The organism is Pseudomonas syringae pv. tomato str. DC3000 (assembly GCF_000007805.1).
In the GTDB taxonomy this organism is placed as follows: domain Bacteria; phylum Pseudomonadota; class Gammaproteobacteria; order Pseudomonadales; family Pseudomonadaceae; genus Aquipseudomonas; species Aquipseudomonas avellanae.
Genome location: NC_004578.1, coordinates 3,177,692 through 3,196,209 on the forward strand (window position 1 = coordinate 3,177,692; position 18,518 = coordinate 3,196,209).

At 57.6% G+C, this 18,518-nt stretch carries 16 protein-coding genes and 3 pseudogenes (1 of these 19 cut by a window edge); 15 read left to right on the forward strand and 4 right to left on the reverse strand.

Going from position 1 to position 18,518, the window contains the following annotated elements; genetic code table 11:
* The 3 genes in view from PSPTO_RS14625 to PSPTO_RS14635 are tightly spaced (at most 2 nt apart) and all read left to right on the forward strand, a layout consistent with a single transcriptional unit that may run on beyond the window.
* On the forward strand, window positions 1–2,480 hold the 3' portion of the coding sequence (locus tag PSPTO_RS14625; RefSeq protein WP_011104220.1) for a non-ribosomal peptide synthetase. 15,310 nt of this gene lie to the left of the window's left edge; 2,480 of the gene's 17,790 nt are visible here — the last part of the coding sequence; its start codon lies off the left edge, out of view; its stop codon occupies window positions 2,478–2,480.
* A complete protein-coding gene (macA, locus tag PSPTO_RS14630) occupies window positions 2,477–3,628 on the forward strand; it encodes a macrolide transporter subunit MacA (protein WP_010216538.1) in 1,152 nt (383 codons plus the stop codon). Before PSPTO_RS14625 ends, macA begins: the two co-directional genes overlap by 4 nt.
* A 2-nt stretch (window positions 3,629–3,630) precedes the next feature.
* A complete protein-coding gene (locus PSPTO_RS14635) occupies window positions 3,631–5,637 on the forward strand; it encodes a MacB family efflux pump subunit (protein ID WP_011104221.1) in 2,007 nt (668 codons plus the stop codon).
* Window positions 5,638–5,642: 5 nt separating this feature from the next.
* Here PSPTO_RS14635 and PSPTO_RS14640 read toward each other — a convergent pair whose 3' ends face one another.
* Window positions 5,643–6,311, reverse strand: coding sequence for a helix-turn-helix transcriptional regulator (locus PSPTO_RS14640; protein ID WP_003376912.1), 669 nt, complete (start codon window positions 6,309–6,311; stop codon window positions 5,643–5,645).
* 385 nt (window positions 6,312–6,696) lie between these two features.
* Between PSPTO_RS14640 and PSPTO_RS14645 the strand changes: the two genes are divergently transcribed.
* Window positions 6,697–7,602: a serine hydrolase domain-containing protein gene (locus PSPTO_RS14645; protein WP_046463526.1), complete on the forward strand. Its 906-nt coding sequence runs from the start codon at window positions 6,697–6,699 to the stop codon at window positions 7,600–7,602.
* A gap of 9 nt (window positions 7,603–7,611) precedes the next feature.
* Here PSPTO_RS14645 and PSPTO_RS30250 read toward each other — a convergent pair.
* Window positions 7,612–7,976: pseudogene (locus tag PSPTO_RS30250) on the reverse strand (hypothetical protein).
* 95 nt (window positions 7,977–8,071) lie between these two features.
* Window positions 8,072–8,224: a zinc-binding dehydrogenase gene (locus PSPTO_RS14650; protein ID WP_011104223.1), complete on the reverse strand. Its 153-nt coding sequence runs from the start codon at window positions 8,222–8,224 to the stop codon at window positions 8,072–8,074.
* 163 nt (window positions 8,225–8,387) lie between these two features.
* On the opposite strand from PSPTO_RS14650, the gene PSPTO_RS14655 reads away from it, so the two are divergent.
* The 4 genes and pseudogenes from PSPTO_RS14655 (at window position 8,388) to PSPTO_RS14670 (ending at window position 10,897) form a co-directional block, all read left to right on the forward strand.
* Window positions 8,388–9,365: an IS5-like element ISPssy family transposase gene (locus PSPTO_RS14655; protein ID WP_007247571.1), complete on the forward strand. Its 978-nt coding sequence runs from the start codon at window positions 8,388–8,390 to the stop codon at window positions 9,363–9,365.
* A gap of 195 nt (window positions 9,366–9,560) precedes the next feature.
* A pseudogene (locus PSPTO_RS14660) lies at window positions 9,561–10,061 on the forward strand (Hcp family type VI secretion system effector).
* A gap of 24 nt (window positions 10,062–10,085) precedes the next feature.
* Entirely contained in the window at window positions 10,086–10,616 is a 531-nt protein-coding gene (locus tag PSPTO_RS14665; protein ID WP_046463534.1) for a DUF2778 domain-containing protein, read from the forward strand.
* Window positions 10,613–10,897: a hypothetical protein gene (locus PSPTO_RS14670; protein WP_046463525.1), complete on the forward strand. Its 285-nt coding sequence runs from the start codon at window positions 10,613–10,615 to the stop codon at window positions 10,895–10,897. The genes PSPTO_RS14665 and PSPTO_RS14670 overlap by 4 nt, the downstream gene beginning before the upstream one ends.
* A 212-nt stretch (window positions 10,898–11,109) precedes the next feature.
* Here the strand turns inward: PSPTO_RS14670 and PSPTO_RS14675 are convergent.
* Window positions 11,110–11,502, reverse strand: a pseudogene (locus tag PSPTO_RS14675) (hypothetical protein); the annotation flags it as partial.
* An 84-nt stretch (window positions 11,503–11,586) separates the two neighbouring features.
* Between PSPTO_RS14675 and tnpB the strand changes: the two are divergent.
* The 7 genes from tnpB (at window position 11,587) to PSPTO_RS14710 (ending at window position 18,441) form a co-directional block, all read left to right on the forward strand.
* A complete protein-coding gene (gene tnpB, locus PSPTO_RS14680) occupies window positions 11,587–11,946 on the forward strand; it encodes an IS66 family insertion sequence element accessory protein TnpB (RefSeq protein WP_003409203.1) in 360 nt (119 codons plus the stop codon).
* Window positions 11,947–11,963: 17 nt separating this feature from the next.
* The gene (locus tag PSPTO_RS14685) at window positions 11,964–13,517 is read left to right on the forward strand and encodes an IS66-like element ISPsy5 family transposase (RefSeq protein WP_003409202.1); all 1,554 of its coding nucleotides are present in this window, start codon (window positions 11,964–11,966) and stop codon (window positions 13,515–13,517) included.
* Between the two features lie 746 nt (window positions 13,518–14,263).
* Window positions 14,264–15,778 (forward strand): IS21-like element ISPsy14 family transposase, encoded by a 1,515-nt coding sequence (gene istA, locus PSPTO_RS14690; RefSeq protein WP_004666649.1) that lies wholly within the window; start codon window positions 14,264–14,266, stop codon window positions 15,776–15,778.
* 20 nt (window positions 15,779–15,798) lie between these two features.
* On the forward strand, window positions 15,799–16,554 hold the full coding sequence (gene istB, locus PSPTO_RS14695) for an IS21-like element ISPsy14 family helper ATPase IstB (protein WP_011104225.1): 756 nt from the start codon (window positions 15,799–15,801) through the stop codon (window positions 16,552–16,554).
* 245 nt (window positions 16,555–16,799) lie between these two features.
* Complete coding sequence (locus PSPTO_RS14700) at window positions 16,800–17,183, forward strand: DUF2946 domain-containing protein (protein ID WP_011104226.1); 384 nt, start codon at window positions 16,800–16,802, stop codon at window positions 17,181–17,183.
* Between the two features lie 230 nt (window positions 17,184–17,413).
* Complete coding sequence (locus PSPTO_RS14705) at window positions 17,414–18,040, forward strand: putative natural product biosynthesis protein (RefSeq protein WP_046463778.1); 627 nt, start codon at window positions 17,414–17,416, stop codon at window positions 18,038–18,040.
* Between the two features lie 62 nt (window positions 18,041–18,102).
* Window positions 18,103–18,441 carry a DUF2946 domain-containing protein gene (locus PSPTO_RS14710; protein ID WP_230692291.1) on the forward strand — a complete coding sequence of 113 codons (339 nt, stop codon included), beginning with the start codon at window positions 18,103–18,105 and terminating at the stop codon, window positions 18,439–18,441.
* Window positions 18,442–18,518: the final 77 nt, after the last annotated feature.

Below are 18,518 nucleotides of genomic sequence, written 5' to 3' on the forward strand. Positions count from 1 at the left end.
TTGGCGTGCCGGGCGAGTTGTACATCGGCGGTACCGGCGTGGCACGCGGCTACCTGAACCGCCCTGACCTGACCGCCGAGCGCTTCCTCGACGATCCGTTCAGCAACGTGACGGCCGCCAGGATGTACCGCACCGGCGACCTGGTGCGCTGGCTGGCTGACGGCACGCTTGAGTACCTGGGGCGTAACGATGATCAGGTGAAAATCCGTGGTGTGCGCGTCGAGCTGGGCGAAATCGAACAGCAGCTTGCCCAGTGCCCTGGCGTTGCTGAAGCCGTTGTGACCACTCAGCGTCTGGAAGATGGCACCTTGCGGCTGGTGGCCTATTTCACCCGACGCGATGCGGCTCTCGACAGCGCCACATTGCGCTCGCAGTTGCTGGGGCGATTGCCGGAATACATGGTGCCTGCGACCTATGTCGGCCTGGATGCACTGCCGTTGACCCAGAACGGCAAGGTCGACCGCAAGGCCTTGCCGGCACCGGACATGGACGCGCTGGCGACGGCCATCTATCAAGCGCCGTCCAGCGTGCTGGAAGAACGCCTGGCGCAGCTGTGGGCCGAGGTTCTGGAAGTCGGGCGAATCGGCCGACACGACAGCTTCTTCGAACTGGGCGGGCATTCGTTGTCAGCGATCCGTCTGGTCAGCCTGCTGCAAAAGGCCGGGTTGCCGCTGACCCTGGCCGAATTGTTCCAGCACCCGAGCATTACGGCGCTGGCCGGGCTGCTCGATCAGCGTCCGCTGCCCACCACCGACGCTCAGGAAGTGATCACGGTGCGGGCGGGCGGCAGCGAGCCAGCGTTGTTCCTGATTCACGACTTCACCGGGCTGGATGCGTATTTCCCGGTGCTCGGGCAGCATCTGCAAGGCGACTTCCCGATCTACGGCCTGCCGGGCATCGGGCTGGGCCAGCAGCAGTTGCGTACCCTCGAGTGCCTGGCAGCGCGACTGGTCGAGCGCATTCGACAGGTCCAGCCACGCGGTCCCTACCGGCTGGCGGGTTGGTCATTCGGCGGGGTGCTGGCTTATGAAGTGGCCACGCAATTGCTCGGCATGGACGAGGCCGTTACGTTCCTCGGCCTGATCGACAGCTATGTGCCGCGCCTCACCGATCAGGGCAAAGCGCGCTGGCAAGGGCCGGACCTGCTGGAGCGGCAGCTGCTGTCGCACTGCATCGCGCATTGGCAGGTACAGGACGAAACGGGCTCGACCGCGCTGGCGCGTCTGCACTCACTGGGCGAGCAGGCGGCGTTGCCAGACTTCGAAACCCTGTTGCAGCTGTGTCGCGACGAGCAGTTGTTGTACGAAGAACTGGCTCAGGCGGACGACCGGCAATTGCGCCACTATCTGGAGCGCGAAGTGGCACATGGTCATGCGCTGGCTCATTACCAGGTGGAGCCGCTCAGCCTGCCGATCCACCTGTTCTGTGCCGATCAACGGCCAATGGCACCGCCGGGCGCCAGCGCGACGCTGGGTTGGGCCGAGATCTTGCCCAAAGGCGCGCTGCAGTGCGTCAGCGTACCGGGCGATCACATGAGCATGATGCAGGCTCCCCACGTGAACACCCTCGGCCAGCGTATTGGTCAGGCGTTGCAAGACGCACCTGCCACGGCGCATTCGGCACCGGCTTATCAGTCGCTGCTGGCCATCCAGAGCGGGCGCGATGGGCATGCGCCGTTGTTCTGCGTACCGGGTGCTGGTGACAGCGTCACCAGTTTCATCGGCCTGGCCGAAGCACTGGGGCCGGACTGGCCGATCTATGGCCTGCAACCACGCGGTCTGGACGGCCGCAGCGTTCCGCACAGCCGGGTGGAAGCGGCAGCGCAGAGCCATGTGCTGGCGATTGAGGCGATGTACCCGCAAGGGCCATTGCATCTGGTCGGGCACTCCTTTGGCGGCTGGGCAGCACACGCCATGGCGGTCAAGCTTCAGGCACGTGGCCGCGAGGTCGCGTCGCTGACCCTGATCGACAGCGAAGCGCCCGGCGGTGATGGCTTGAGCAGCAAGCCTTACACCGCCACGGCAGCGCTGGAGCGGCTGATCGAGGCGTTGCAGCTGTCCAGCGGTAAAAGCCTGGAACTCGACCCGCTGACGTTCGCTGATTGCGATGGCGACACCCAATTGCATCTGCTCCAGAGCGCCATGGTGCGCATCGGCCTGTTGCCGCAACGCCTTGCACCGCAGGCGCTGCAAGGCATCGTTCGCACGTTTGCCAGTGCAGTGCGCACTGTATATCGGCCAGATCCGGGAAGCTACAACGGCAAGGCGAGTCTGGTGCTGGTAGATGATCCGCAACTGGATGCGCTGGACAACCAGCTTGAACAGGCTTCGTCTGCGGCAGGTTGGCAGCAGTTGTTGCCGCAGCTTGCGCTGTGGCAGGGGCCAGGTAATCACTTCAGCGTGCTCAAGGCTCCGGACGTCTACAGCCTGGCTGCATGGTGGTACGACGGCCTGACGATTGGTGTGGAGGAAACCCAATGAAACGGCCCGGATTGCGCAAGGCAGGTTGGGGCGGCGCGCTGCTGGCGGTGGCCTGTGCGGTGTTTTACGCCGTCGAAGCGCCGGCCAGAGCACCGGTCTACATCACCGCTCAGGTTGAACGAAGCGACATCGAAAACGCCGTGCTGGCCACCGGGGTGCTGGAGGGCATCAAACAAGTGGACGTCGGCGCTCAGGTGTCTGGGCAGTTGAAGTCACTCAAGGTCAAACTGGGCGACAAGGTCAAGAAGGGCCAGTGGCTGGCCGAGATCGACCCGCTGGTGCTGCGCAACACCCTGCGCCAGGCCGAGGTGGACGAGGAAAAACTGCAGGCCGACCGGCATTCGGCGAAAGCTCAGATGAAACAGGCCGAACGGCTCTACAAACGCTACAAGGATTTACAGACCGATCAGTCGGTATCCCGGCAGGACTTTGAAAATGCCGAATCCGACTACGAGATGCAGCAGGCCAACGTGCGCGCACTGGATGCCCAGATAAAGAGCGCACAGGTGCAGATCGACACGGCGAAGGTCAACCTGGGCTACACGCGAATCATCGCGCCAATCGACGGCGATGTGGTCGGTGTCGTGACTCAGGAAGGCCAGACCGTCATCGCCCAACAACTGGCGCCGATCCTGCTGAAACTGGCTGATCTGGACACCATGACCATCAAGGCTCAGGTATCGGAAGCCGACGTCATTCACATCGGCGCTGGCCAGGAGGTCTATTTCACGATTCTCGGCGAGGAGAAACGCTATTACGCCAAACTGCGCGGCACCGAGCCCGCGCCACAGGATTATCTGGAAACCGAGAGCAGCGGGGGGGCTTCCCGGCAGAACTCGGCGGTGTTCTACAACGCGCTGTTTGAAGTGCCCAACCTCGACCACCGCCTGCGCATTGCCATGACGGCCCAGGTGCGCATCGTGCTGGGCACCGCCAAAGGTGCCTTGAGTGTGCCGGTGGCCGCACTCGGGCCGCGTAACGCCGACGGTTCTTACGCCGTACGGGTGCTGGATAACAAGGGTTTCGCCGAGCAACGAAACGTTCAGACCGGCATCAACAACAACGTTCAGGTCGAAATAACCGGCGGGCTTGCCGAGGGCGAGCGGGTGGTAATCGGTGATCCGGCATCGGTTGCGGCGGGGGCCTGAACATGAACCAGAAGGTAGACATCGAAGCGTTGCACGAAACGTCGATCAACAGCGACCAACCGCTGCTGCGCCTGCAACAGGTCAGCCGCAGCTTCATGGCAGGCGACCGCGAATTTCAGGTCCTCAAGCACATCGACCTGGCCATTCACACCGGCGAACTGGTGGCGATCATCGGTGCATCGGGCTCGGGCAAATCAACCCTGATGAACATTCTCGGTTGCCTGGACCATGCCAGCGCCGGCAGCTATCAGGTCAACGGGCAGGAAACCCGCGAGCTGGATGACGATGCGCTGGCAGCGCTGCGCCGCGACCATTTTGGCTTCATTTTCCAGCGCTACCATTTGTTGCCGCACCTGGATGCGGTTCGCAATGTGGAGATTCCGGCCATTTACGCCGGCACCGCGCAGACCACGCGCCATGAGCGTGCTCAGGCATTGCTCACGCGCCTGGGACTGGGCGGGCATCTGCAGCATCGGCCCAGCCAGATGTCCGGCGGTCAGCAGCAACGCGTGAGCATCGCCAGAGCGTTGATGAACGGCGGGCAGGTGATACTGGCCGATGAGCCGACCGGCGCACTGGATACCGCCAGCGGCAAGGAAGTCATGCGCACGCTGCTGGAACTGCATGCCGCGGGCCATACTGTGATTCTGGTAACGCACGACCCCAAGGTGGCTGCCAACGCCGAGCGGATTATCGAAGTCAGCGACGGCGAAATCATCAGTGACCGACGCACGGCGCAGACAACGCAGCCCGCGCCCGAAGCGCAGCCAGCCACGCCGCCAGGTCCCGCGCCCAGGCGTCTGTTGGCCAGCCTGGGGCTGTTCCGTGAAGCGTTCAATATGGCCTGGATCGCGCTGATATCGCACCGCATGCGCACCTTGCTGACCATGCTTGGCATCATCATCGGTATCACCTCGGTGGTCTCGATCTCAGCCATTGGCGAAGGCGCCAAGCGCTATGTGCTCAAGGACATCCAGTCCATCGGAAGCAACACCATCGACATCTATGCCGGCGCCAACTTTGGTGACAGCCGGGCCAAATCCATCGAAACGCTGCTTCCCTCAGACGTTGCCGCGCTCAATCAGCTGTATTACATCGACAGCGCCACCCCCGTGGTCGGTCGCAGCATGCTGGTGCGCTACCGCAACGTCGATGTGGACGCACAGCTCAATGGCGTCAGCAGCCGCTATTTTCAGGTGCGCAACATCCAGCTGGCAGCCGGCATCACGTTCAGTGATCAGGATGCCCGGCGTCAGGCTCAGGTGGTGGTGCTCGACCACAACACCGCTCAACGCCTGTTCGGGCCGGGCGTCAACCCGCTGGGGCAGGTGATTCTGGTCGGCAAACTGCCGTGCACGGTGATCGGCGTCACCAGCGACCATAAAAACCTGTTCATCGCCGGTAACACGCTCAACCTGTGGATGCCTTATGAAACGGCGGCGGGGCGGGTGCTGGGGCAGCGACATCTGGACAGCATCAGCGTGCGGGTCAAGGACGGCATGCCGAGCAAGGCGGTGGAAGAGCAGATCAAGGCACTGATGCTGCAGCGTCACGGCACCAAGGACTTCTTCACCAACAACCTCGACAGCGTCATGCAGACGGTACAGAAAACCAGCCGCTCGCTGACCCTGTTGTTGTCGCTGATTGCGGTTATCTCCCTGGTGGTGGGCGGAATCGGGGTGATGAACATCATGCTGGTGTCGGTGACCGAGCGCACTCGCGAAATCGGCATCCGCATGGCCGTCGGCGCGCGTCAGTCGGACATTCGCCAGCAATTTCTGGTCGAGGCGGTCATGGTCTGCCTGATGGGCGGGGTAATCGGTATCGGCCTGTCCTACGCCATCGGCTATCTGTTTACCTTGTTCGTCCAGCAGTGGGAAATGGTCTTTTCACTGGCCTCGGTGGTGACCGCATTCGCCTGTTCGACCTTGATCGGCGTGCTGTTCGGCTTTGTGCCTGCACGCAATGCCGCCCGTCTGGACCCTATCGAAGCGCTGGCGCGGGACTGATGCCCTCAGCAGGGCGAATAATTGCTCTCGGACGACGCATACATCCAGCGCATCAGCGAATGCCTGCCACTGATGCCCAGTTTGATCGCGGCACGGCGTTGGTAACTGCCGACGGTATTGACCTTGAGCGCCAAACGCTCGGCCTGTTCGATAGCGGTGTGGCCTGCGAGCAGGCCGAGACAAACCTGCGTCTCGCGTTCGGAAAGGGTCAGCCCGGTCTCACGCAGGCGCTCATGGAAACGCTCTTCAAAACTCTCCGTCCTGGCGGACTCGGTTCCGGGCATCGCAAGTTGTAAGGCATTCACGTGTTTTTCGAGTATCGAGAACAGAAGCGGAGAAAGATCATTCAGCTGGCGGCGCTCTTCTTCAGAAAACTCATGGGCAGGAAGCGCCCGGAAGACCGATATTTTGCAACTAAAGTTTTCAGAAGCCTGCGCAGGGTAAAGATGAATCGAATCATTGAGCAGCAAAGTGCCGCGCGCGGACGTCACCGTCTCGTTGAACACCGTCGGTGCCGAGGCGGGCGGGGTCTGCCAGGCCTGCGGCAGCGAGGACAGGTGCGTGGCATCCACGGCGAGCTGACTCACGATCAACTTGTGGAACATGCTGGAAAAATGGCCGCTGCCAATGCTGGCGATGGCCCTGCCAATCTGCGGAAGTAGTGAATTGGGCATAAAGTCATCCGTGATTTCAGAACTGCTGACAAGAGCTTGGACGCCGAAAGGGCGCAGTAGTCACATGAAGTTTCTCATGCAGGCTTTCGCAGATCGGACGTGGCGTTAGATGCCATCTAGATGATCTATTAGAGCGCACTAGTTTTAATTACAGCAAAGAGTACAGGCCTGATGTTACCTAAATACTTCATCATCACAAGGGGTTATTGTTGTTGATCGGGGGAGGCGGGCACGATGAGCTTGAATCGGGGGGCGCAGGTGCATGCGTTTTTTGTGACCGGCCGGTAGGGCATACTCGGCAGACGCGTGACGCCCTGCATCGCAGGACATGGCCCCACGCAAGCCAATGTTGGTTTCAAGCCTTTTCCCTACAGGATGCCTGCACATGTTTTGTTCCACCATTCTGAACGGTCGGCATTTGCCGACAGAGCATTCAGACGTGGTTGTACCTTGGTGGAGCTTTACCAAACCGGTGCTTGCTACCGCGGCACTTTCGCTTGTTCGTGACGGTTTGATACAGCTGGACGACCCCGTACAGGAAGGCCCATTTACGCTTCGGCAACTGCTCAAACACCAGGCAGGACTTGCGGACTATTCAGAGCTGCCGGAATATCACGCGGCCGTTGCTGAAGGCCACATTCCGTGGCCAGCAGCCGAAATGATGCAGCGTCTTGACGCCACGAGATTGCGTTACGCGCCAGGAACTGCCTGGCGATACTCGAATGTGGGCTACTTGCTGGTCGCCAGGCTGATTGAACGCATTACCGAGCTGAGCCTGGAGGACGCCTTGGCCCGCCGCGTACTTTTGCCCCTCGGTGTCACACAGGTCCGATTCGCCAAGACACAGGAAGACCTTGCTGAGGTGCATCCGGCAAGTCTCTCTTCGTACCACCCTGGCTGGGTCTACCATGGCTTGCTGGTCGGCCCACTTTCAGAGTCGACCATTTTGCTGGATCGCTTGTTGACCGGCCAGCTTCTCCCTATCTCTTTGCTACAAGACATGCAGCATGCAATAGCGCTCGGCGGCCCAATACCGGGAAGGCCGTGGGCCACTCCGGGTTATGGACTGGGCCTGATGATAGGTGGCACAAACGGTGGGCTTACACTTACCGGGCATACAGGCGTGGGGCCTGGCGGTGTAATCGCAGTGTTCCATTGCTCAAGTGGCCACAACGTGGCGACTTGTTCGGTGTTCGATGAACACGGTGATGAGGGGCAGGTCGAGGCGAAGGTTCTGGAGCAGCTTTTGACCGCCGTCAGTGCGCAGCGGCCGATTGGCGACGTTCGATAAGGCGCAGGGCTAGCCGGCGAGTTCGATGTAACTCGACTCGCCACCGCCTCCGCACCCGATAACCAACCCCATACGAAGTTCAAGGTGGTACGTCCTGCCTGATCAACGCCTACGGTGCCCCGAGACCACCCGGCGAGAATCTCGCCGTCGGTAGTCAGGCAGTGATAAAGAAGCTCAAGGGTATCGGGGCCTGTCACGCGTCCGATTTGATGACCCATGCGAATCCGGCCACCTTGATAAGTGCCCGAAATCGCACCCTCTTCAACAACGTAGTGAAAGACCGTTCCTGCACCGGATAGCCCGTGGGCGTTACCCGCTACCTTGAATCTGCGGTTGTTCAAACGCTCGGTGATGGGTGATGTGGGCGTCTTCATAGATATCGTGTCCTTCGGTTTTCAGTGAGGGAGAGTTTATCCATTCTGCTGTTATGCCGGGGGGCTAACACTCAGGCGGTAAGCACAACCTTGCCCTAGATACCGCCCCGTGAGGCTCGTGCGTGGGCAGCCAATGCGTCGGCCAATGAAAACGTGCTATCGATCACGATGCGAACGCTGCCGTTGTCAAGCAAGCGTCCGGCCTCTGCCAATTGAGTACCATTGGAGCGCACCTGTGTTGAGTACACGGTAACGCCGAACTCCCTGTTGCTGCTAATGCACCAAAAAATGAGAACACTATCTCAACAATGAAAAAATCAGAGCACACGTAATTATAATGGTCTAGGGAAACTCTGAAAAAGGTTTCCTGATTTGGCAAAATACCCCAACACCTTTCACCTAGCTTCCCTGATGAAACAGATGACCTTCGCCGATGCCGAGTACGCGGGTAAACGTAAGCATACCCGCCGCGAGCGCTTTCTCATCGAGATGGATCAGGTTGTGCCCTGGAAAGGCTTGATTGCCCTTATCGAACCACATTATCCAAAGGGCGAAGGTGGCCGTCCGGCTTATCCGCTGATGGCGATGCTGCGTATTCACCTGATGCAGAACTGGTTTGGTTACAGCGATCCGGCGATGGAGGAAGCACTTTACGAGACAACGATCCTGCGCCAGTTCGCAGGGTTGAGTCTGGATCGAATCGCCGATGAAACCACGATTCTCAACTTCCGGCGTCTGTTGGAAAAGCATGAGTTGGCAGGCGGGATTTTGCAGGTCATCAATGGCTATCTGGGTGATCGAGGTTTGATGCTGCGCCAAGGTACGGTGGTCGATGCGACGATCATTCATGCGCCGAGCTCGACCAAGAACAAGGACGGCAAACGCGATCCCGAAATGCATCAGACGAAGAAAGGAAACCAGTATTTCTTCGGCATGAAAGCGCATATCGGCGTCGATGCCGAGTCGGGTTTAGTCCATAGCCTGGTGGGTACTGCGGCGAATGTGGCGGACGTGACTCAGGTTGATCAATTGCTACATGGTGAGGAAACCTATGTCAGCGGTGATGCGGGCTACACCGGCGTGGACAAGCGTGCGGAGCATCAGGATCGTCAGATGATCTGGTCAATTGCGGCCCGCCCAAGCCGTTATAAAAAGCATGGCGAGAAAAGTTTGATCGCACGGGTCTATCGCAAAATCGAGTTCACGAAAGCCCAGTTACGGGCGAAGGTTGAACATCCGTTTCGCGTGATCAAGCGCCAGTTTGGTTATACGAAAGTCCGGTTTCGCGGGCTGGCTAAAAACACCGCGCAACAGGCTACTCTGTTTGCCTTGTCGAACCTTTGGATGGTGCGAAAACGGCTGCTGGCGATGGGAGAGGTGCGCCTGTAATGCGGAAAAACGCCTTGGAAAGGTGCTGTTTGAAGGAAAATCGATGAGTTAAGAGCGGAAAACGTCTAATTATCTGATCGGGCGAGCTTTTTTTGAACCTCAGGCCATGAGAGCGTCAAAAATCGATGCCTACTTCAGACCTTCCCTAGAATATTTTGCTAATAATGATAAACGACCCACATGGAAGAAAGACACATGGCTTTTGATGCTTATTTGAAGATAGAAGGTATCCCCGGTGAAGCGCTCGACGCTCAGTTCAAGGATTGGATAGAAATGGATGATTTCGATGTGGGTGCAAGCTAATCTGCTTCGGTTACTGCTACTAGTTCTGGTGGAGCCACGGGTGGCCGAGCACGCATGAGCGACCTGTTTTTTCGCAAGACAGTTGATAAATCTACACCTAAGCTTCACGAGGCATGTTGCAGCGGAAAGCACTTTAAAGAAGTAACCATTGCAGTCAATCGTGCGGGATCAGAAAAGCTCAAGTACTTAGAGATAAAACTTGAGGAAGTAATTATTTCATCCGTTTCTCTTAATGGTAATGGTAGTGTTGAGGGTGGATTTCCTACTGAAACAGTGCGTTTGAATTATGGGCGCATGAAAATGATCTATACGCAACAAAAGCGCATTGATGGACAAGGTGGGGGGCAAGTTGTAGGTGGATGGGATGGCATAGCTAATAAAGTATATGCTTGAAGCAGTGTAAGGAGACGTATGACTATGACTTCCCAATCATCCATTGATACCAATAAGGTTGCGCATTGCACCTTTGAATTGACTGGCCAACCGATCAGCATACTTAAATGTAGCAATCATGAAAATTATGATGCTTTCTCTGGATCAAGTAGCTTTGCCAACAATCCTGCCGCAGTTAGTAGCCCTGATGAGGGTCCGCTTCCGCCCGGTCGTTATTATATTCTCGATAGGGAAAGCGGTGGAATGCTAGGGTGGATAAGAGATCCTGTCAAAGATTTTATTGCGCAAACTGATCGGAGTGATTGGTTTTCGCTCTATCGGGATGATGGAAATATTGATGATAAAACAATAATAGATAATGTGGTCAGGCAAAATTTTAGGTTGCACCCCATTGGCGTCGCGGGTTTGAGCGAGGGATGCGTCACTATGCCATCCAGGATTGCTTTTGAGCAATTAAGTTGTTACCTACGCAACATGGATGGCGGAAGTATTCCAGGCTCTGGACAAAAATACTATGGCATTCTGGACGTCATCGACCCAAGGATAAGCAAATGATGCGTGCCATTAAGCTCGCCACAACAGCTCTTGCAATTTTCTTTGTGGCGTTGTTTTTAACGCGAACCGTGTTTGTTAGTGGAATGGCTCAAGCCGGCGTGGAGACTTCGGTAGGTAGATCAATCTATCTCTCTCTGCGTCATGTTTTTGGCGTGGCTGGGGCCGAAGAAGGAGAGACTTTGATAATGAGCGTGGTGTTTATCACCTCTCTGATTTTGGTCACGCTATTGACTTGGTCGCTGTCAAAGCTTTGGTATGGGGTTATACGTTCGCGGGCATGATAATGACCCTGTGGCAGGGTGTAACGAGCAGAGAACAATATGCCGTCTATAGCGCGTCCATCTGCTCTGCTCGTTACAACGGTTTCGCCTGTCAGATTTTTTGACGATACATGGGGAACCGCTGATTTATTCGGTTTTCCGCCCCTGCAAGGCTCTGAGGACAGGGCACGGCGATCTCGATCGCCGCGCCACGATATAGCCGACACAAGATTTCACGAACCGTAATCCACATATCGCGCCATAAGGTTGGGGCGGCTAAACGTGTCAATCGCATAAACCCGCTGCCACATGGCATCAACCTCGGCATTGAACGTGGCGTCATCCATGTCGATCCAGTAGCGAGGGTTGCGGCCGCGCTGCTGATCGTAACGGGCGGTGACCGGGTCCAGGTGCCGATACGGCTCGAACAACGGAATGTCCGGAATCGGGCCGCTGGTGTCCATGTAGTTTTGCAGGAAGTCCCATAGCGCGCAGGGACGTTGCTGGAAGTCGTCGGCGCTCATCAGCATATGAAAATTGATTTTCCGGTTTTCATAGCGGTGCTGAAGCAATAGCCCGTATGTAGGGCCGTGACGATTATTGGTGGTAGTCATGTAGGCATCGAACGTATCCGATCCACGAACCCCACATTTCAAGCCACTGGCTGACGCCTGATGCTGTGCTCCCGTTTTCTTTCAGGAGCCAGCACCATGATGCGACCCGACGCCAAAGTCGAGAAAGTCTACCTCTATCCCAAACCCGTGGATTTCAGAAAATCCATCGATGGCTTAGCTGCTTTGGTCGAGTTGGATATTAAAGTGGCGGTCTTTGATCCGGTGCTCTTTGTCTTTCTCAACAAATCCCGGAATCGAGTGAAGATTTTGTATTGGGAGCGTAACGGCTTCTGCCTTTGGCTCAAGCGTCTCGAGTCCGAGCGTTTCAAAATCTCGCCAGATGATGTCGACGAAGCCATTGTGCTGACGGTTCAGGAATTGAATTGGCTGCTGGATGGATTTGATCTGTGGCGCAACCGTCCTCATAAGATTTTGACTCCAAGGTTTGTTGCCTGACGGGTATAATCCAGGGCATGCGACCATTGCCCGACAACCTTCCTGACGATCCCGTATTGCTCAAACAGATGCTGCTTGAGAGCTACGAAGCACGCTCGCGCGAACAGGAAGTTAAAGACGCCTACGCCACTCACATCGTTGATCTCAAAGAGCAGATCAAGCTGCTGCGTGACCGTATTTTTGGTCGAAAGTCCGAACAAACCGTCGAGCCTAATACCCCTCAACTTGCCTTGTTCAATGAACCTGAAAGCGAGCCTATGCTCCCGGTCGGCGATGCTGATGAGGAAGTAGTTGCTCCTGCGCCACGCCGTGGCAAGCGCAAGCCACTGTCGGCTGATCTGCCGCGCATTGAAGTCATCCACGAGCTGCCCGAACACGAACTGACCTGTGCCTGCGGTTGCCGCAAGCATGTCGTCAGCGAGGAAACCAGCGAGCAACTGGATATCGTGCCGATGCAGATTCGGGTGATCAAACACATCCGCAAAGTCTACGGCTGTCGTGGCTGTGAGTCGGCACCGGTCACAGCCGGCAAGCCTGCGCAGTTGATTGAAAAGAGCATGGCCAGCCCCAGCGTGTTGGCCATGCTGCTGACCACCAAGTATGTCGACGGCTTGCCGCTGCATCGTTTTGAAACGGTGCTAAGCCGACATGGCATAGAAATCCCGCGTCAAACGTTGGCCCGCTGGATTATCCAGTGCGGCGAACATTTGCAGCCGCTGTTAAATCTGATGCGTGATCGATTGCTGGAAAGCCCGGTCATCCACTGTGACGAAACCCGCGTTCAGGTACTGAAAGAACCAGATCGAGACCCGACCAGCCAATCCTGGATGTGGGTACAGGCCAGCGGGCCTCCAGATCATAAAGTCGTATTGTTCGACTACACTTCCAGCCGCGCGCAGGACGTACCGTTACGGCTGCTGGAAAGTTATCGCGGCTATGTGATGACTGATGATTACGCGGGCTATAACGCGCTGGCGTTACAACCGGGCGTGGAGCGCTTGGCGTGTATGGCCCATGCGCGGCGCAAATTTGTCGAAGCACAAAAAGTGCAACCTAAGGGCAAGACCGGGCGTGCCGATATCGCGCTGACGATGATCAATAAGCTGTACGGTATCGAGCGCGAATTGAAAGACGGCAGCGACGAACAGCGCTTTACCGGTCGGCAGGAGAAAAGCCTGCCAATCTTGGCTCAGTTGAAAAGCTGGCTGGATAAAACTCAGTCCCACGTGACGCCGCAAAGCGTGCTGGGCAAGGCAGTTGGTTATCTGGCGAATAACTGGAGTCGGCTGAAGCGTTACGTGGAAGCCGGCTTTTTACCGATCGACAACAACCCGGCAGAGCGCGCAATAAAGCCGTTTGTTATTGGGCGCAAAGCCTGGCTGTTCAGCGACACGCCTAAAGGCGCCACCGCCAGTGCACAGATCTATAGCTTGGTCGAGACCGCCAAGGTCAACGGCCAGGAGCCCTATACGTGGCTGCGCCACGTACTGGAGAGGTTGCCACTTGCGCAGTCGGTGGCCGACTATGAGGCGTTGCTGCCGTGGAACTGCTCACCGGAAATGCCAAGATAAACGGAAGCCGCATCTGATGGTAGGTGTGGTTGGTGGATCGCTTACATTTCAGCGCACGGTTAGCTGAGTTGATGTAAGCGGGCAGCAGGCCAGGGTTATGGGTATACTTTCGGCCGGCAGTGGCCCTTGTTCCGCCATCTGTTTTCTTGGGCGTGCCGGCCCCCTCCAGTGCTTCCTTGATCATGACCAGCCGCATCTGGTACCTATCCTTCTGGAGGCTTTCAATTAAGCCTTCAGATGTCTTGGCTATTTTGGTGATTTCTTCGTCCACCCCAAATGGGCAGTTGGCACTGTGCGCGCCCTTGGGCAGAAGCCGAAAGTAACCTTGCACGAATACCGACTTGTCATGCATTTCTCGGGTGTGGGGCGGGTTATGAGCCACCGGTGTTGCGCAGTGCGTGCACTGCAGGGGCTCGGCGCCCATGCCCTTTTGGTAGGTGTCCGCTTCCCACTCTTGCTTGTTCTGATCAGAAGCGGAGCTCATTTTGATACCCATGCGCGTTCCCTGTGCGTTTGAATTTGGAGCTTCGACGTTATGCACTATTGGGGATTCCATGACCATCCGGACACCCATTCCACCGACATCCGGACACTGATTCCACGCTGATCCGGACACTCATTCCACAAGCATCCGGACACCGATTCCACGGCCATCCGGACACTTTCAGGCAGGCAGCAACGCAGGACTATTCACTACTATCGACCTCTTTTTTCGAAGCTAAGAGGTCGTCGTGGAGCGCTTATCCATGCGTAAAATCCGAGAGGTACTACGCCTAAAGTTCGACGCCGGCCTGTCCGTGCGCAAGATCGCCGCCAGCTTATCCATCGGCCATTCGAGTGCAGGGGATTACCTTTGCCGGTTTGCCGCCAGTGGGCTTCAGTGGCCCATCGATATTTCTGACGCTGAGTTGAATCGACGGCTGTTTCCACCAACAGTGCCGGTGCCGACCGACCAGCGCCCAATGCCCGACTGGGCATGGGTACACACCGAGTTGCGCCGCCCCGGCGTAACCCTGGCCCTGCTCTGGCAGGAATATCGACTCGCTCACCCGCAAGGTTTTCAATACAGCTGGTTCTGCGAGCACTACCGCCTCTGGGCCGCCAAGGTCGACGTGGTCATGCGTCAGGAACACCGTGCTGGCGAAAAGCTGTTCGTTGATTACGCCGGGCAAACAGCGCCGGTCATCGACCGGCAAACCGGCGAGATCCGCCAAGCGCAGATCTTCGTCGCCGTTCTCGGCGCGTCCAGCTACACCTTTGCCGAGGCCTCCTGGTCGCAGAAACTGCCCGACTGGCTGGGCTCGCACGTCCGATGCTTTGCTTTTTTCGGCGGCACAACGCAGATCCTGGTGCCCGATAATCTGCGCAGTGGCGTGACTAAGGCGCACCGTTACGAGCCGGATATCAACCCCAGTTACCGCGATCTGGCCGAGCATTACGGCGTCGCCGTCTTGCCTGCTCGCTCGCGTAAGCCCAAGGACAAAGCCAAAGTCGAAGTCGGCGTGCAAGTAGTCGAACGCTGGATCCTGGCGGTGCTGCGCAACCGCCAGTTCTTCTCGCTTGGCGAATTCAATACAGCCATCGCGCTACTGCTGGATCGCCTCAACCACAAGCCCTTCAAAAAGCTGCCCGGCTCACGCCGGTCAGCCTTCGAGGCCCTCGACCAACCGGCGCTGCAAGGGCTGCCGGAACACCCGTACGTCTATGCCGAATGGAAAAAGGTACGCGTCCATATCGACTATCACGTCGAGGTCGATGGCCACTTCTACTCGGTGCCGTACCAGCTGGTGAAGCACCAACTCGAAGTACGACTCACCGCCCAGACCGTCGAGTGCTTCCACGCCAACCAGCGCGTGGCCAGCCACTTGCGCTCGCTGCACAAAGGCCGCCACACCACTCAAACCGAGCACATGCCCAAGAGCCACCGCGAACATGCTGAGTGGACGCCGCAACGGCTGATCCGCTGGGCAGAGCAGACCGGGCCCAACACCACTGGCGTCATCGCCTACATCCTCGAACGCCGAATCCACCCACAGCAAGGCTTCCGCGCCTGCCTGGGCATCCTGCGCCTGAGCAAACAGCACGGCGAAGCGCGGCTGGAAGCCGCGTGCCAGCGTGCGCTGGCACTGGGCGCATGCAGTTACAAAAGCCTGGAATCAATCCTGCGCCAAGGGCTGGAGCGCCTGCCGCTGGCCCAGCAAAACCTGCCGCTACTGCCCGACGAGCACATCAACCTGCGTGGCCCGGACTACTACCACTGACCTGAGAAAGGAGCTTCGAAATGCTACCGAATCCAACGCTCGACAAGCTACAAACCCTGCGCCTGCACGGCATGATCAAGTCGCTGGGCGAGCAACACGCAACGCCCGATATCAATGACTTGAGCTTCGATGAACGCCTCGGCCTGATGGTCGACCGCGAGGTGACCGAGCGCGAAGACGCCCGCCTGACCACTCGCCTCAAAGCGGCGCGGTTGCGCCACAACGCCTGCCTGGAAGACATCGACTACCGCAGCCCGCGTGGCCTGGACAAGGCCATGATCCTGCAACTGGGCGGTGGCCAGTGGCTGCGTGATGGCCTGAACTTGATCATCGGCGGGCCAACTGGCGTAGGCAAAACCTGGCTCGCCTGCGCGCTGGCCCACAAGGCCTGCCGCGACGGCTACAGCGTGCGTTACCTGCGCCTGCCGCGCTTGATGGAGGAGCTGGGCCTGGCCCATGGCGACGGCCGCTTCGCCAAACTGATGGCCGGCTACGCCAAGACCGACCTGCTGATCCTGGACGACTGGGGCCTGGCACCGTTTACTGCCGCGCGACGACGCGACATGCTTGAGCTGCTGGACGACCGCTACGGCAACCGCTCGACACTGGTCACCAGCCAGATGCCGGTGGACAAATGGCATGCGCTAATCGGCGATCCGACCTTGGGCGACGCGATCCTCGACCGGCTGGTGCACAACGCTTATCGGATCGAACTGAAGGGCGAGTCGATGCGCAGACGCGCAACGAAATTGACGACGGCAGGGACTTCAGACTAACAATGCGAACCTGCGTCGCTGCGCTCCGACTGCCTGTCCGGATGATCGTGGAACGGGTGTCCGGATGTTGGTGGGCTGAGTGTCCAGATGGCGTGGAATCCGCACACCATGAACGGAACTGCAAAAGCAGGTAGCCCTCCTGCGTCCAGGTTGACCGGTAATAGGGTCGGCTGATTTTTCATATTTGGGTAGATCCTGGGTTCGTGGTCTTCAAGCCCGCACGCTTCGATGTTAATCTTGTGGCAATGAAATTGTCCCTACCCAATCGTTCGCTCGTTGCATGGGCACTTTACTTTTGCGTGCTGTTAAATGTGTTCGCTTGTGGTTTGGGTCATGGCCAGATGAGCGGGTTCGCACTCAATGGTATCGGCGGTGAGTTTTGCTCTGTATCAGGTGGCAAGGCCCCGATCGCCAGTGCGGATTTCTCTGACCAGTCGCCCAGCGGTTGGGCCGGTAGTCTTGTCTGCCCTATCTGTTCTGCTGTGACATTAAGCATCGTTTTTCTGCTGCGCCTGATCTGGCTGTTGCGAATCGTCCAGAAGCCACGCCTTGGTCGTGAGCTTCGCTGCAAGGCACCCCCTCGATACTCTTGGCCGTCGGCCAACCCTCGCGCTTCTCCCCTGATCTGATGTTTGCATGTGGCCGATTTGATCATCGGCTACCGCTTAATTTTCGACGTCCGTTTTTCTCCAGATTGTCGCTGATGCGACCGGTGCTGGGCGTCGCTCAATCGTCTTGGGAAGGAGGGCTTTATGGCTTGCGTTTTCGATTTTCCAGATTGCATATTTAGAGTTCTCGAAGGAATAACGTTAAGTTTTTTTGTCTCGTATAAGTCGCAAGTGTTGGTCTGGAGGGTGGTATGCGCTCTCTAGCTATCCCTTCAGGGGCTTCGCGACTGGTCAGCAAAAAATTACGCACTAGCAGTCGTGCCGATCTGCTGCAGTTGTGTCCTGACTACCCTAGCAATGCATGTTGTTTTACTCGCCTGGATGTCCGGCTACTGCCGCACTGGCACGCGTTGTTCGATGTATGTCCTGCGTTGCTCAAGCTGGATCCTCCGGAAGGCTTGAACATGTTTCGCAGTTTCATGAAGTGGGCATGCCGCAATTCCCCGGCCCTGAACTGGACTTACCACCTGAGTGTATGTCGTTGGTTGCTCACTTCATCTTTTAAGAAGCATATACGCGAGGAACATATCGAGGCCCTCATGACTGCTGCAGCAGCCAGTTGGGTAGAGGCTGACGACGGCCCGGCTCGCGGGCTAGTGTTGGCGTGGAAAGGCTCGCCGCTGCGGGTGTTTGACTGGAAAGTCGAGGCTCGTCGTGGCGATGAAGTAGACCCTCAGCAGCAGGTGTTTCCACCAACGCCCTGGGATTTTGCCTGGTGCCCATTAGCAGGCGAGGGCTCCGCTGGACTGCGACAGTGGATGCCCATCCCTGGATACGACGGGCAACCGCCGTTATCGAACGCTGTGCGCGAAGAGTAGAGCGCCTGCCAGTCCGTGAGCGTCCAGTTATCGGAGCGTGGCTGAGTCTTTTCGCCATGCTGATGATATTTGTCGGCCCGCTGATCAGTCAGGGGATCAGCCTTGTCCATGGTAAAAGCCAGTCAATGAGCATGGCGGGCATGGAGTGCCACGACATGCCTGGCATGAGCCAGATGTCGCACCATGGCTCTGCTGACAGGCACCATGATCTGATCGTTTGGGAAAAGTGCGGCTATTGTTCGCTGCTGTTCCAAAACCCAGCGCTCATCGAGTCAAATCTGGCTGGCTTTCGGCTAACTGTCCCACCGTTACAGTATCTACCTGCCCGCTTTATCACTCGTCAAACAGCACCACCGGTGTTCCCTGGTGCGCGAAGCCGAGCCCCACCTATCAACCTTTGAACGTCACCCCATTTTTTGCTGAACACGCATTACCGACTCTGCATCAACGGGCCCTCGTACGTAGTGATGCTGACTGT